This window comes from Pedobacter sp. MC2016-14 (genome assembly GCF_020991475.1).
Lineage (GTDB): Bacteria > Bacteroidota > Bacteroidia > Sphingobacteriales > Sphingobacteriaceae > Pedobacter.
Genome location: NZ_JAJMPA010000001.1, coordinates 2,427,335 through 2,443,394, shown reverse-complemented (window position 1 = coordinate 2,443,394; position 16,060 = coordinate 2,427,335). Strand labels below are relative to the sequence as shown.

Sequence of the window (16,060 nt, the reverse complement as noted above, 5' to 3'; positions counted from 1 at the left end):
CACTAAGGTTCAGTGGATTTTCAATTGTTTCTCCAGCTTTTTGGCGGCCCGCCTTTTTAAAATGGTAACCGTCATTTTTATATCAGCCAGCGGACGGTTGTTCCCGTCAATAGCCTCAACTGCAATTTTATCTACCATTTCCATTCCCTGTACTACCTCTCCATATACCGTATAATTGCGGTCTAAATGTGGTGTACCGCCTATGGTTTTATAAATTTCCCTTTGCCAGGCTGGGATTTTATGTTTTAATCGTTTGCTTTCCAAAGCATCAAGTTGCTCATCGCTAAAGATTTTACCTTGTACAATATAAAACTGGCAACCACTGGATGCTTTTTCGGGATTATCATCTCTAGCTGCTGCAAGCACCCCTTTTTTATGAAACAGACGATCGTTAAATTCCGGGCATATGGTATAACCCACATCGCCCTCTCCTAACAACTTTCCCTTTTCTGCTTTTCTGGAATCCGGATCTCCACCCTGAATCATGAAATTGTTGATGACCCGGTGAAACAAGGTGCCATTATAAAATCCATCTTTTGTTAGTTTTAGAAAGTTTTTGCTGTGTTCGGGGGTTTCGTTATACAATTGAATAATGCATGCACCAAGCGTTGTTTCAATACGGATGTATTTATGTTTAGGCTTTGCCGCATAAGCAGCTACATTAGAGAGCAAAAGTAAAACGATCAGAATTCTAAGTTTCATTGGGCTAAATTAAGGACATTTTGGCTTGGCTGATACTTTCATTGAGTGACATCCTAATATTTTTGTCACTCCCTAGATTAAGTCTAAATAATGCATTATATTTGTCAGGGCAATGTATCGCTTAAGTAACCATCTTTAAATCTATTAGCTTGTAGGCTGAATGAAACCAGTAAACCAACGAAAAAAAGCTCCTAAATCCTCTCTTTTTAAACGCATAATGGCATGGCTTCACCTTTGGTTAGGGTTGGCTTCTGGTATTATTGTAGTAATAGTAAGCATTACTGGCTGCTGTTATGTTTTTGAAAATGAAATTAAAGACATGATCGAGACCTGGCGTTTTGTTGAACCTCAGCAGAAAGCTTTTTTGAACCCAAGTCAGCTGACTGCATTTGCAGAAAAACGTATGAAGGGCGAAAAAGCCACCAGTGTTACTTATAGTGAAAAAGACGAAGCCGCAATAGTTGCCTTTTTTACGCCAGATAAGGTGAAGGATGGCGACATGAAAATGAAAGGTCATGATCATGCTAAAATGGCTGCCGGAAATCCCAAAGGGAAAAAAGGTAAAGATGCTAAAGCTGAAGGGGGTAAGCGCAGAATGGGAACATTTACCAGCATCTACGTAAATCCTTACAGCGGGGAAATTTTAAACGTTAAGGAAGCAAGACGCGGCGAAGGGACGGATTTTTTCCGTTTTATGCTCAATGGACACCGGGCTTTGTGGTTGCCATATGATATTGGACGCCCTATTATAGGGGTAGCCATCCTTATTTTCTTCTTTTTACTTATTTCAGGAATTGTCTTATGGTGGCCGGTAAAATGGATCAAATCTGTCCGCGATAAAAGTTTTAAAGTAAAGTGGAATGCTAAATTTAAGCGCGTGAATTACGATTTACACAACGTATTTGGATTTTACAGCATGCTATTTTTACTATTGATTTCTACTACCGGACTGGTTTGGAGTTTTAAATGGTGGAGTGAGGGTTTATACTGGTTAACCTCTGGTGGGGCAACCATGAACGAGCGTACCGCTCCCCTTTCTGATACGACCTCACTGGTGCCGTATGCGGCAAGTTCAATTGATAAAGTATGGTTAAAGCTAAAAAAAGAAAATCCTGAGGCAGCCGGGATGATGATTTCTATTCCTGCTACCCCATCTGACGCAATTTCTGCTTCTGTTTATAAAACCAGCCACACTTATTTTAATGTAGATAGCTATTACTACGATCAATATTCATTGAAGGAAATGAAATCGGCATCTCCTTTTGCGGGTAAATATGCTGAAGCTACTTTACCCAACAAAATCAGGAGGATGAATTATGATATCCATGTGGGTGCGGTATTGGGTTTACCGGGTAAAATTATGGCTTTTCTGGCCAGCCTTGTTTCAGCGAGTTTACCCATTACGGGATTCCTGATCTGGTGGGGTAAAAAGAAAAAGAAGAAAAAACCAGACAGCAAGGCAAATATCACACCTGGAAAAAAAGAGATCATCCTTAAACCTGCAAGTCCCGCTGTAGAGACTGTAGTTAATTTTTAAAACAAGCAACTGATATAATATGAAGACAATAAAAATGAGCCTTTTGGCGATACTGTTAGTTTTATGCAGCAGTCAACTCTTTGCCCATGCGTTATGGATAGAAACCAATGCCACTGGTAAAGCAGGTCAGGCACAGCAGGTAAAATTATTTTATGGTGAATATGCACAGAACGAGCGTGATTCAGTTGCAAAATGGTATTCTGATGTTAAGGAATTAACGCTGTGGCTTGTTGGCCCTGATCAACAAAAAATAAAACTAAATACTACCTTAGGTTATAACGTGGCTACGGCTTCTTTTACCCCGGCAAAAGACGGAATATATACTTTACTGGTAAGTCACCCTGCAAAAGAATTAGCAGGCACTACAGCTTATCACTTTTTGGCCACTGCTACTGTGCAGGTCGGTAATGCCAAAGGTTTTGACGAAAAAGCATTCAGCACTGAACTAAAAGTGATTCCACTGGGTGCGGGTAGCTTTACTGTAAATACGACAGTAAAATTAAAAGCCGCCGTGAAAGGTGTAATTGCTAAAGCTAAAACCATTTCAGTATTCTCACCATCTGGCTGGACTAAGGAAATTGTAACCAATGCCAGTGGTGTGGCAGAATTTACCCCTATATGGCCTGGAAGATATGTGGTAGAAGTTTCTGACTACCAGAAAGGCAAAGGTGAGCAATTGGGCAAGGCTTATGAAGCATCCTGGAAAGGCGCTACTTACAGTTTTGAAGTAAAGTAAGAATTGTTTAAATATAAAAAACCCGTTTAGCTATGCAGTTAAACGGGTTTTTTATTGAGATAAATGGTGTTTAATAATCGTATTTCAAATCCACGTTTCGCTCATCTACATTAATACCTTCAGTCATCCAGCGTGGCGCTGGTTTATTTTTCAGGTAATGGTCAAAAAACTGTCCCATGCGCAAAGTCCAGTCCCGTTGCGCGGGTTCACTGTCCAGCGTATGGTTTTCTCCTTTATAATTTAGCAGCCAGGCCGGTTTTTCCAAACGGCGCATAGCAAGGAACAAATCCAGTCCCTGGGTAAATGCCACGGCACCATCTTTGTCATTATGAAAAATCAGCAAAGGTGTTTTAATTTTATCAGCGTTAAAAATTGGTGAATTTTCAATAAACTCTTTCTTTTTCTCCCATAAACTGCCTCCAATGCGGGATTGCTCAGATTCATACTTAAATAAACAAGGAGCTCCATTGGCACGGATAGCAAAATAGTTATAAGTAGAATTAACTACTCCTGCCCCAACATTTGAACAAGTAAACATGCTAGTCCTGGTAAGGATGTAAGCAACTTCGAAACCAGACCAACTGTGTCCCTGTAATCCAATATGAGCTGGATCTGCGACACCTTCTTTTACCAAAGCTTCTGTTCCGCTCACCACACAATTGTAAGCGCTCTCACCGGGCGTACCCACTTTAAAATGAACATCGGGCCTGAAAACCACATAACCTTTACTTACATAAGATGGAATGTCAATGGTACAGGTGCTGTAGAGTGGTGTAAGGTAATCGTGTAAATCTTGTGAATGGGTTTCATAAAAATCAACGATCATTGGATATTTTTTCTTAGCATCATAGCCTTCAGGCAAATAAAGCAAACCTTCGTTGTCCTTCCCTTCAAAAGTTTTCCACCTAAATAATTTTGCCGTACCCCAGTTAAAGGTTTTCTGTTGCTGGTTCATGTAAGTCAGCTGTTTTTGCTTTGAAAATGTAGCATTCGCGTACCAGATATCCGGGAACATGTTATAACTCTTTTTAGTGAATGCAAAAGAGCCGTCCTCTGCCTTGGCCAAGATCCGTACATTGTATGCTGCATCATCAGCTAAAATGATTGGTGCTTTGCCTGGCATAAGCTGATAAATACCCTCACTTTTTGTCGCCTCACGAAAACCGGTAAAAAGCAAAGGTTTAGTGATATCAAGTTTTTCCTGATATTCAGAACCTTGTAACCGCAGCACGACCTGATGTTTCCTTCCATACTCCTGGGTTAAAGAACGTACAGGCTTTTTACCATTAAGGTCTACTACCCAAATGTCATAACGGTCATACAGCAATATACTATTTCCAGCATCAGCCCATCCGGCTATACCATATGCGGGTGCTGGCGAAGGTAAATCATGAGATTCCTCATAAACCGGAAAACCGATCTGGTCTGAAAACTCTCTGAATTCATTCTGCTCATCTTCCAGTGACATCCATTTTCGCTTTACCCTGTCGTAGAGGATTGCATGTTTTCCATTGGGTGACCATTGCGGTAAAGAATAACTGTCTTTGACAACCAGTTTTCTCTCATTTGTATGTGTATTAACCGAGTAAACATCAAAGTTATTGTCATACCGCCAGTCAACCGTTTTTTTATAGGGTTCGGGATCAGTTTGTAGTACCAGATTAAAGTGGCTTGCTGCAGGCACCATTACGAAACCCTGTGGCTTCGCAGCTACACTAAACCAGGTTTGATCATCTGTATGATAAATAAAGGTTACTTGTTCAGGAGAAGTATTAAGATAGGATCCTTTACGCTGCAGTCTTTGTGTTTTAGCCTCATTCCAGGTCCACAATTCTAAATCAAAACCTGTAGCTTTTGGTTTTACAGGCTCAGGTCGTTTATACTTGACCGGAACCAACGGTGTTACCTCCATCTGTAAATCGCGGTCTCCTTTATTAAAGGAGTAAGCTTTTGCCACTACATTATATCCTTCCGGCCCTTTTATGGCTGCAAAATCCAATATAAGCTCAGCTGCATTTTCTATAAAAGAATAAGCATACAACTTACTTTGAGCAACAAAATTTAAGGAATTTCTTTTTTCATTAAAATCGAAATCAGTTACGTTTTCTGCAATTAAACGGCTTTTAGCGCCTATAATTCCGTATTTTAGCTGTTTACCTTCAATATACAGAATGGAGGTTCCTCCGTTATAGATAGTATATTTGCCCATTTGCTTAAAAACAGAGCTATCACCGCTTTCCAGATTTCTAAAAACAAGGCTTCTACCTTCTTTACCATTTACGGTATATGAAATAAGCGGTACCTGAGCCTGTTCCTGAATATACTCCGGTCTGTTCCAGTAGATTTTTTTGTTATCTCTAAGTCGAACTAAAAACAAAGAATCTTTTGAGCCCCCTTTAACAGTATATTTTATCCACTTTCCTTTAGCAAAAAAAACAAAGCTCTGAATGCCTTTAATGTTCTTTTTTTTACCTGTTTTAACATTTACCAGGAGCTTTGTATTCTGCTGATCACTGGTATTGTAAGCAATCCATTCTCCGTCCGCAGAAATTGAAGGGATACCCAATGATTTCCATTCTTTATAATTTGCCGTGTCAAGTGTTTTCTTTTGGCCATAAACGCTGGAAAGAATAGAACAGCAAACAATTAATGTTAGGGCGATTTTATTTATCATTATTCAGATTTTAAAAGTTCAACAACATAGGACAATTCATCAAAAAGCTTGGTAGGACTGCCAACATACCCCTCGGAAGTATACCTGATCTCTCCGTTTTTAATGACAACTTTACGTGGAATTGCAGAAGAGTTAAAAATTGGGGTCATGGTTTTGAATACCCTGTCGTTAGCGCCGGTTGCCGTATTTTTATCATCTAATAACACTTTAAACCTGAATCCTGATGTTTTAAAATACTTTGCAATATCCGCTTTATATGTTGGGCTCCGTTCCATCGTTGAGATGAATAGTATTTCAACCTTATCATCTCCTTTATACCGATCAACCAGCATTTGCATACCCGGGAAGGCCATTTTACAAGGGTAGCACCAGGTGGCCCAAAAGTCTATTACAATGATTTTATCTTTCATTGCCACTGTATTTACAGTGGCACCGTTTAAATCTTTCAAGGCAAACATATTTATGGGTTCATGAACCATGTTTGCTTTAATCGCTTCTTTATCTTTTTCTAAAGCGGTTTGCTCTTTAAGACTGTTCATATAGCCTTCAAAATCCTTTTTGCCGGTTTTAGTATAAATCTCCTTTAGCTGTTCAATCATAGCAGGAGTTGCCGTATTTACTTTAAAACTTTCCTCAAGGGCAATCTTAACCAGATTATCATTTCCTGTGTTTTTATAAACCGAAATTCTTGCCTCATTTACATCTGCATCTGCGTACTTTCCTTCTGCAGTTAAATATTTCATATAGGCCAGGGCTTCTTTATCTTTTTGAAGCTTGTGAAGGATGCGGATGTGCAGGTATAAACGCTTATCTAGTTGCAAAGCGGCCAGGTAATTGGCCTGCTTAGGTGTATAGCGGGTATCCTCCATAAATGACCTGTCTTTACTTTTACTGATTGCGGCATCTATAATGCTTTTTGCAATAGGGTAAATCTGCTCCATAGGTACTTTTTTTGAAAGGAAGGCCCTCGTGATGTTCCAGCGGTATACTTCGTTCAGACTTTGAAAATCCATCTCTGCAATAAATGGTAATAAGTCATTGTACTTACCTTGCTCAAAATAGGTTGCGGACAGGTTACGATAGAAATTGTAATAGATGTAGTTTTGGGTAAAAACCGAATCTTTACGGTATTCATTGATCGGAAAGTCTTTTAAAAATTTAAGGATTGGCTCATTGCCCGGACCTGCTGAAAGTGCCTCATTGGCCTTTTGCATGGCTGCCATTCTTTGCATCCTGCCTTTAGGGAACTTTTGAAAAATTACCGCCTTTATGGAATCTGCGCTTACTTTATCCTTTAACAAAAAATTATAGGAATCAAATATGATCTGGTAAGTTTGCTCTGACATATTTGGCAAAGCTGCCAATTTACTCAGGTTGCGTTTTGCCAATACTTCAAATTCATCAGGTTGCGTAAGCTTCAGCATAGCCAGATAAACATCAAAGAATACGGGAACATTTCCAGGAAAATCTTTCATTTCCTTACGTACCCACATTTCCAACGCTTCATCTCCAATATTGGCTTTTTCAAAATATCCCTGAGGAGCCTTATTAAATGATGGCTTCCTAAAAACACCCCATGCCAATGAACTGCCAGGAACTTTGGTATTATTTTTTCCAATTGTAGTAGCTACGAAACCTAAATCGTTATTGTTATCAGAGGCTACGATGTTATGATCTTCTTCTACTACAAACTTGATGGCAAAAAAAGCACAGTTAGCAGGAAGTTTATACGTACCCTCCCAATTGTTATTTTTGTATTTTAGTGTTAAATCATCAACAATCCATTTGTAATTGATGTATTGATAAATAATGCCACTAACGTTATTTTTTCCTTCCAGTGGCCCGCCTTTTGGTGCATACACTACATTTAAAATTTCTCCTGCATGTGGTACTCCCCAGTCTTTAACACGGGATTTATTTTCTTGTCCATACCCACTAACGGCAAATAATATTAGCCATAGCAGTAACCCTAACCATTTAGATTTCATTTGTTTTGTGTTGATTTTGTGAAAAAAAAATGCAGGGAGGATTTCTCCCTGCATCGTATACTATCTCGGATTTTGTTCGAGTTCTGGATTTAATAGAATGTATTTATCGCCAATGGGATATGCATAACGGTTGCTGTTGGGTGCCAGGGTATAAGTTACCCCTTTGAACTCTCGCGTTTTAGTTACTGCAAAAGCGGCATCAACGTTCAATCTTTTCTGATCAAACCACCTGAATCCTTTTCCAAAGAACTCACGCTTACGCTCTTCTACTACTACGCGCAAGGCAGCAGGCCCATCGACAGCAGTTAACGGACTAGCAGTTTCAAAACGTTTAGCACGCAGGTTATTCACCAAAATCATTGCGCCAGTTGCATCCTCTGCCCGGGCACGGCACTCTGCCTTAATGAGCATCATCTCCGGAACCGATGGACCTGTAGTAATTACAAATTCTCCATTAAGGGTATAACGCCAGTATGCTCTTCCTGTAAAAGCTGTGCTAAAGAGATTACCATATCCACCTCTCGTATTTGTAAACAAGGTATACCGCAAGTCTGAAGTACCCAATAAATCAAGAGTCTCCTGACTAATTGAAATCGCGGTATAAGATCCATTCACTATTTTTGATAACATGACCTCTGGGTCAAGTAACCTACGTGGAATGGTACCTGGAGCTGTCTTGTAATTCTTTAAATCGAGGAGCGTATTTTGAAGCGCCAATGCACTGTCAGCGTATAACTCCGCCTTCGGAAAATTGCGCATGTTTAAATGTACCCTAGCTAGTAAAGCATATCCTGAAACTTTTGCCGGCCGTGTATTGTAATCTGCTACGCCCGGTAAGGAAGGAATCGCTTTAACCAGATCATTAAGTACTTGATTGTAAACCTCGGCTACAGATGCTCTTTTTAATGAAGCATATAAATTTTGCGTTAGCAGCAGGGGTACGCCCAAATCTGTAGCAGCGTTTGCAGCCTGATACTGTTTGCCATACATATTAACCAAAGTATAGTACGATATTGCACGCTGCACCAAAGCTTCTGCATAAATTCTATTCTTTTCAACCTCGGTACCTTCCTGAGAATCCATCACTCCTGCCAGCACCTCGTTACAGATATAAATTATTTTATAAAGCCGCTCCCAGTCTACATCTCCCTGAATTTCTGACAAATGCTTTTCTCTCCAGGTTAATACATTTGGCCAGATATCGCCGATATTTCCCTGTCTTGTGGCATCAGTAATATCGGTATCATCGCCAGATAGAATTGGATATCCATATGAACCTTCTAGTTCTCCATTGTTATCCATCAGATAACGGTAATCTCTTGTGTATTTTAAAGTACGTACACCCGGTTGTTCAATTTCCACATATTTGCGACAGCTTTGCAAGGCTAAAGTCAGTACGATAAAGATATATATGTATTTTTTCATAATTTTCAATTTAAAATGAAGCATTAATACCAAAGACATAATTTGGAGTAGGAGCCAGATTACTAAAATTGCCAGTATTAATATATTGAGGATCTATGCCCTCTTTATTAGCTGCCCAGATCAATCCAAGGTTTCTAGCGCTTGCATTAACAGTAAGACTTTTAAAGGAATTCTTAGGTAAGTATTTTAGCGGTAGATTATATGCAAGAGAAATCTGTTGCAAACGAATGTGATCTGCTTTCCGAACCAACAAATCTGAGTAACGATATCTTAAAATACTGTTGTTCGTTATGCCTGTTAGGCCAGGGACATTTGTACTCGCCTCATCACCAGCTTTTCGCCAGCGATAGGCCAGGTCTTCTTGCCTACCCAAAATACCACTAAAAGCACCTTCATAGGTTGGATAATTATTAATGGACTGCTTTAAAAACACATGTCCAAAATAATAGGTCATCTGAACCGAAGCTTCCAATCCTTTATATCTAAATGTATTGAAGAAACCACCAGAATAAGGCGCATAGGTAAGTCCTGCCTTTACTAAATCTTCCCTGGTAAAGTTAGCGGGCAGAAGATTGGTCGTATTTTTTATAATGTTGTTATTTTTGTCATAGATCTGCGATTGTCCAAGATTGTCTAATCCCGCCCAACGATACACGAATAAAGTGCCTAAAGGCAATCCATTCACAGGCTGTGAGTTACCTGCTAGTGAACTTGCATTGTTTTCAAAACGAGCATCAGTTACTTTACTAAGGACATATGAAAAGTTAAATGTAGAATTCCAATGGAAATCTTTTGCTTTTATAAGTAACCCATTTAGCCCGAATTCGTAACCATGCCCTGTTGAGGTTGCTGTATTGAATTGCAGGGATGACCAACCGTAAGTGGCATTAAAAGGAAGCGAATATAAAATCCCACTAGATTTTTTGCTAAAGAAATCAACATTTGAGCTTAATCTTCCTTTAAACAAGCTAAAATCAGTTCCAAAGTTGAAAGACTTTGTTGTTTCCCAACCCAAATCACTATTACCGGGAGAGGAAATAGAAGCAATTGGCTGCTGCGTACGGGGATCAACATTTGAACTTACACTTAGCAGTGTTATGTTAGATCCACCTTGTGGTATATTTCCGGACGTTCCATAACTGGTCCTGAACGCTAAATTAGAGATCCAATCAACAGAAGAAAAGAAATCCTCTTTTGAAGCATTCCACTTTACTGCAGCAGACCAAAATGGATTGACTCTTTTACTTCTGTCTATACCTAATAAGGTATAATCGTCAACCCTGGCACTTCCCGTAAGAATGTATTTACTTTTGTAACTATAGGCTGCATTACCATAGTAAGAGAAAAAGCGCTTCCTGCTTAAGCTTAGTCCACTTAGGTTGTTACCCAGTGTAGTATTATACCCATATATTGTAGGGTATGAAACCGTTGGATTAACAACTTTTATACTGCGGGTATCTTCATCATATCCGTATCGGGTAACCGAGCTGTTACTGCCTCCTGTTTCGCGGATCTCCGCACCTGCCAAAGCATTAAACTGATGATCAGTTTTCCAAGTTACATTTGCATTTAATTGCCCCCTTACTCCCGTATCATAATTGTCGGTCTGGCTTTGCGAAGCAGTGCCTCCATAAGGTACATTATAGAATGGTTTACCATTTACAATAGTTGTTCCGGTATTGAGAAAAATCCTGTTCTGATAGCTGTTCAATTCATTAAGTCCTTCTGTTTTACCATTGGAACGTTGGCCCATTACAGAGAGATCGGCATCTAACCAATTAAAAATTTTGGCATTTACACCACCCAGCATCCTGATTACATTGGTTTTGGAAATGCTATTTGAATAATTTAATTCATCTACCGCGTTGTAACCAAATGGCAAGTATCCCTGATTGACATAGGCTTGCGCTACGGGAGTGTAGAACATGTTGGTCCTTTGTATCGTATTCCCGTTTTCATCTACCAATAAATCATAAGGGCGCAAGGCAGTTTCACTTTGAGACAATGCATCTACAGCTGCACCATTGTACCTCGCTTTAGTAAACTGATAGTTTATCCCGGCCCTTACAGTAATCTTTTTATTAAAGAAAGAACTGGTAGTCATTGCATTTATAAATGCATTGCTACCGTAATTACTTTTATATACCGGATTGTCTTTGGTGTAATTTCCTGAAATAAAATAAGAAGTTACATCTGTTGCTCCGGAAACAGATAAATTAAGCTGATGGTTTACGGCATTTTGCAGCAAATAATCTTCAACTTGCCCCAATGCATTTCTTGAACCTAAGTTGGCCAGGGCCGCGTCTCTTTGTGCAGGTGTAGCCGTTTGTGGTGTTCTGGTTACCCGGTACATCCACTCGGTTGCTTCACTATTATTTTTAGTGTAAACCACATTATAAGAAGGCACTAAGGATGGATCGCTTAAAAAGCGCTTATCTACCATCTCCTTCTCTAAATCAATGTATTGAGCTGCATTCATCCATTTCAATTGATCCAAGGAAGCATGTTGGGAAACGCCCAGATTATAACTAAGATTTATACTCGGGATCTCTCCCCTTCCCCGCTTGGTGGTGATGACAATAACCCCATTTGATGCAGCAGCACCCCATATAGATGCGGCAGATGCATCTTTTAAAAAGGTGATTTGATCGATATCTGCAGGATTTAGTGTACTTAAAATAGAGTTACCGGTAGATACCCCGCTTACAAAGGTGGTGAGCCGTTGTTGATCGCCTGGTGCAATCATAGGGAAACCATCAATTACAATTAATGGTGAACCAGATCCGATTGCATAGTTATTTACCCCGCGTATTTTGATGGTGTTGTTCCTGACATCAAAATCTACCCCGGGGACCTTTCCTTGTAGTCTTTCCATCAGATTTACTGAGGGTGTGCTCATAATCTGCTCTGAAGATATGGTGGCAAAAGCACCGGCAGCGCGTTCTTTCGAAATCGTCTCGTAACCATTACTAACTACACTTACTTCATCAAGTTGGGCAAGCCCCTCTTTTAAAGCAACTGTAATCATTTTACTTTCGACAACTGTATACTCATAGGTTTGAAATCCGATGTACTTAAACTGCAATACAGCTCCTTTTCGTGGTACAATAATGGTAAACATCCCCCTGGAATCGGATATGACAGATTTTGTTGTGCCTTTTATGGTAACATTTGCGCCGGAAACCGGAACTCCTTTTTCATCCGTTACTTTTCCGGTGATCACGATGTTCTGAAAATATTCTCCTATTCTATCGATGACGCTTTTTTCCTTTTCTTTAATAAAAATGGTACGGTCTACAATGGTATAAGATAAGTTCTGTTTGCTCAATATATCATCCAATGCCGACTTTAGACTGGCATTGCTCATATCAGCTGTAACGGATCCGGCATTTTGCAGTGTCTTTTTTTCATACCAAAAGCCATAGCCGCTTTGGCTTTTAATGGCCTCAAAAACTTTTTCTATAGACATTCCCTTAACTTTAAGGTTGATGGTCTGTCCTTTTACAGAGGCAGAAACGTTGATGAATGCTAAAGCAACGAAGAAGGCGATGAGATTGATCCTCATAATTATTCGTTTGGTTAATTGCCAGTTTCCAGATGTGCGGGCATAGCAATGTGGTTCAATAGTATAAATTTGCATACTTTTGTAAGGTTTTAGTTGAGTTGATAAAATGTCTTGTGCTAACTTGATGTTAATAATGGCCCTTCTAAACTTTTGCCGGTAGCGTGTAAGGAGCGCTGCTGGCTTTTTTTTGGGGATACTTATTAACCTTTTTTGAATTCTGGTCGGTTTCTATATCATATACTATAATTTAAAAGGTTCAGATTTATTTAATTATCTCATTCATCAGGAGATACGATGAGTTTTTTTCCTTGTATACTATCTTCTATTTTAAAATTGATGTTACTTAACCGCAGTAATTCTAGTAAAGTAGATAAGTTAGACTGCCTTGGGATACTACCTACAAAACGACGCTCAGATATTTTCCCTTTGTAAATTACATCAATATTGTACCATCTGGATACCTCACGCATAATGGTTTGTATATCGGCATCTTTAAATTCTAAACGGCCGTTTTTCCAGGCCAGCACAGTTTCAACATCCGCTGGCAGTACACTAATTCGCTCAGCAATAAGTACCGATTGCTGTCCGGGTTTAAGGATCGCAGCTCCGCCCGCCAAACCTTTGGGACTTACCTTAACAACTCCTTCTGCCAGCGTGGTTACTGTTTTTCCTTCGTCACTGTAGCTGTTGATGTTGAAATGCGTTCCCAATACTTCAATTTCCTGATTTGCAGTGCGCACTACAAAAGGCAGTTTTTTGTTGTGAAATACCTCAAAATAAGCTTCACCGTTGATTTCCACGACCCTTTTATTGGCATGTAGAAAACTAACCGGAAATTTGATTGACGATGCGGCATTGAGCCATACGTGTGTTTGATCAGGCAAAATCAACTGATAATGCCCTCCCCTGGGCGTGCTCACGATGTTGTTACCTACCGTTTCAGTTCCTCCCTCAGCATTGTCTTTTATAGTATATACCAGTTCGCCATTTTTAGTTTTTTCAATGCTTATGCCCGATTGTGTGGCTACTTGACCATTAGTTGCATTATTGAGGTCTATGGTTTGACCATTATTTAAGGTAAGTATTGCTTTGTTACTTCCTGCCTTAATGTCATTTTTATGGATGGCAATCATATTAGCCTCTCCTTCAGAAATCATGTATTTGTTTCCAATTAGATATATACCGGCTGAAATTGTTAAAAACACTATAGCAGCAGCGGCAATTCGGGTCCAATTGTAAGTAACACTTTTAAATGGCTTGCTTTTTAGCTCTTGTTCTATTCTTAACCATACCTTCTGCTGACTATCGGGATAAGTATCTACCACTGGCCTACTAAGTATAGAAATTACCTGAACAGCCTGTGTAATGATCCCTTTTTTATCTGGATGGGAACTGATCACTTCATTCCAATACAGGTTGCGCTCTGCATTCGGGTATTTTACCCAATTTACAAAGTCAGCATCATTTATAAAGTCATCCAATCCGAAGTTGGTGTAAAATTCCCTTTGCTTATTCATATTATTACCCTTATTACAGGCATAAAGGAAATTTTACCCCATTGTAGATAAAAAAAGATATTCTTTTTTTATTTTTATTTAAATAAAGTCCAAAATCAGGAATACTTTAAGGCTTTGAGCAACAAAAGCAACGTAACCATAGACATGCCGTCTAAGTTTTCCCGCATTTTGTCTAAGGCACGATACACCAATTTATATGCCCCTTTAGTGGTGATCTCCATCATATCGGCAATTTGCTCGTAACTCAAATCTTCGTAAAACCTTAGGTAAATGATCTCCCGCTGTCTGTCGGTCATGCTTACAAGGGCGTTTTGTACAATACCCTGCATGGCTGTCAAATCCTCCTTTTCTATCAGTACCTGATCATGACTAATTTGAAAATCAAAATTCACCTGTTCTTCTTCCAGTTCTACCTGCAATAATTTTGACACAGCCTGCAATCTGCTAATCATTACCCTTCGAAATGACTTATATAAATAATTTTTAACAGATTCCGTGGCTTTTATAGTGCTCCTGTTGGCCCATAATTTAACAAAAAGATCTTGCAGGCTATCTTCGGCAATTTCAATGTTCTGACTAAACTTAAGGCCATAGTTGAGTAATGGATTATAAAAATGGTCATAAATCTCCCTGAACGACGCCTCATCCCCATTTCTAAAATTGTCCCATACTGTACTATAATTTGGTTCCACAAGCATCACCTGAAAATGATAAGCAATATAATTATTAAAATAAGTTTTACTGTAAAAAGGCTAGTTTTGTTTTAGTATTCACAACATCCATTTTATGAGCTTAATCAAAGATATTTATTCAGCTGCCTTTTATGACAGGTTTACAAATACGGTGCTAAAGGTAGTACCCTCCTTTAATAAATTGAAATTTACCGAAGATATATTTGGGGACAACTTTGGCCAGAAGGAATGGAAAGACCGGATGAAACACACCACAAAGGTATTTCAGGAGGTACTTGGACTTGATTTTAAGCAAGCGGCAAATGTCATTTTGAAGTTGATACAACAACTTAAGGAAGAGGATACTGGTGAGGACAGATTGGTTTACATCTTTTTTCCGGACTACATAGAAACCTACGGGCTTAACGATTTTGACACTTCCATTGAGGCTTTTGAAGAAGTTACGCAGTTTATAAGCTGTGAATTTGCTGTAAGGCCTTTTATTCTTAAATACGGGCAGAAAATGATTGACGTGATGACTTTATGGTCTTTACACAAGAGCCATAAGGTAAGGCGGCTAGCGAGCGAGGGCAGCAGACCACGTTTGCCATGGGCAATGGCCATCCCCTTTTTAAAGAAAGACCCTTCCAGTCTGCTGCCATTGCTGGAAAACCTGAAGAACGACTCATCTGAATACGTGCGCAGAAGTGTAGCCAACAACCTCAACGACATCACAAAAGATCATCCTGATGTGGTAATTGGCCTGGCTTTACAATGGGCGGGTGGCAGTAAAGAAACGGATGCGATTATTAAACATGGCCTGCGTTCTTTATTGAAACAGGGGCATACTGCAGTACTTAAACATTATGGACTGGAAAGTGCGTTGTTAAACGTAGAAGATTTTAAAATTCATACGCCTGTGGTAAAAATTGGCGCTCCCGTTGATTTTAGCTTTAAGGTGCTCAACAATAATGCAAGCCCGCATGTGGTACGGTTGGAATACGGAATTTACTATATGAAATCAAAAGGCCATCATGCCCGCAAGGTTTTCAAAATCAGCGAAAAATTATACCAGCCAGGAGAGCAGATTATGGTACAACGTAAGCAGTCTTTTAGGGTTATTACTACCAAAAAATTCTATACTGGTGAACACCGCGTTTCTATCATTTTAAACGGAGAAGAAAAAGGGATATTGAGTTTTGAACTCCGGGATTAGCTTTTTGGGCAAATACTTAAACAATTTTT

The 16,060-nt window shown here is 39.3% G+C and carries 10 protein-coding genes; 3 read left to right on the top strand and 7 right to left on the bottom strand.

Features of this window, described 5'->3' with window-relative positions; all coding sequences use genetic code 11:
* Positions 1–9 precede the first annotated feature (9 nt).
* On the bottom strand, positions 10–702 hold the full coding sequence (locus LPB86_RS10190) for a peptidylprolyl isomerase (protein WP_230643197.1): 693 nt from the start codon (positions 700–702) through the stop codon (positions 10–12).
* 217 nt (positions 703–919) lie between these two features.
* Here LPB86_RS10190 and LPB86_RS10185 point away from each other — a divergent pair, with 217 nt between their 5' ends.
* A complete protein-coding gene (locus LPB86_RS10185) occupies positions 920–2,239 on the top strand; it encodes a PepSY domain-containing protein (protein WP_230643194.1) in 1,320 nt (439 codons plus the stop codon).
* Between the two features lie 19 nt (positions 2,240–2,258).
* Positions 2,259–2,975 carry a DUF4198 domain-containing protein gene (locus LPB86_RS10180; RefSeq protein WP_230643192.1) on the top strand — a complete coding sequence of 239 codons (717 nt, stop codon included), beginning with the start codon at positions 2,259–2,261 and terminating at the stop codon, positions 2,973–2,975.
* Between the two features lie 70 nt (positions 2,976–3,045).
* Here LPB86_RS10180 and LPB86_RS10175 read toward each other — a convergent pair whose 3' ends face one another.
* The 6 genes from LPB86_RS10175 to LPB86_RS10150 all read right to left on the bottom strand — a co-directional run bounded on the left by LPB86_RS10175 (position 3,046) and on the right by LPB86_RS10150 (position 14,842).
* Positions 3,046–5,649, bottom strand: coding sequence for a S9 family peptidase (locus LPB86_RS10175; RefSeq protein WP_230643189.1), 2,604 nt, complete (start codon positions 5,647–5,649; stop codon positions 3,046–3,048).
* Positions 5,649–7,637 carry a TlpA disulfide reductase family protein gene (locus LPB86_RS10170; RefSeq protein ID WP_230643186.1) on the bottom strand — a complete coding sequence of 663 codons (1,989 nt, stop codon included), beginning with the start codon at positions 7,635–7,637 and terminating at the stop codon, positions 5,649–5,651. The genes LPB86_RS10175 and LPB86_RS10170 overlap by 1 nt, the downstream gene beginning before the upstream one ends.
* Positions 7,638–7,697: 60 nt before the next feature.
* The gene (locus tag LPB86_RS10165; RefSeq protein WP_230643183.1) at positions 7,698–9,062 is read right to left on the bottom strand and encodes a RagB/SusD family nutrient uptake outer membrane protein; all 1,365 of its coding nucleotides are present in this window, start codon (positions 9,060–9,062) and stop codon (positions 7,698–7,700) included.
* A gap of 10 nt (positions 9,063–9,072) precedes the next feature.
* On the bottom strand, positions 9,073–12,627 hold the full coding sequence (locus LPB86_RS10160) for a SusC/RagA family TonB-linked outer membrane protein (RefSeq protein WP_230643181.1): 3,555 nt from the start codon (positions 12,625–12,627) through the stop codon (positions 9,073–9,075).
* A gap of 275 nt (positions 12,628–12,902) precedes the next feature.
* The gene (locus LPB86_RS10155; RefSeq protein WP_230643178.1) at positions 12,903–14,144 is read right to left on the bottom strand and encodes a FecR family protein; all 1,242 of its coding nucleotides are present in this window, start codon (positions 14,142–14,144) and stop codon (positions 12,903–12,905) included.
* 95 nt (positions 14,145–14,239) lie between these two features.
* A complete protein-coding gene (locus LPB86_RS10150) occupies positions 14,240–14,842 on the bottom strand; it encodes an RNA polymerase sigma factor (RefSeq protein WP_230643175.1) in 603 nt (200 codons plus the stop codon).
* Positions 14,843–14,930: 88 nt separating this feature from the next.
* On the opposite strand from LPB86_RS10150, the gene LPB86_RS10145 reads away from it, so the two are divergent.
* Positions 14,931–16,031: a DNA alkylation repair protein gene (locus tag LPB86_RS10145; RefSeq protein WP_230643171.1), complete on the top strand. Its 1,101-nt coding sequence runs from the start codon at positions 14,931–14,933 to the stop codon at positions 16,029–16,031.
* The last annotated feature ends 29 nt before the right edge of the window (positions 16,032–16,060 follow it).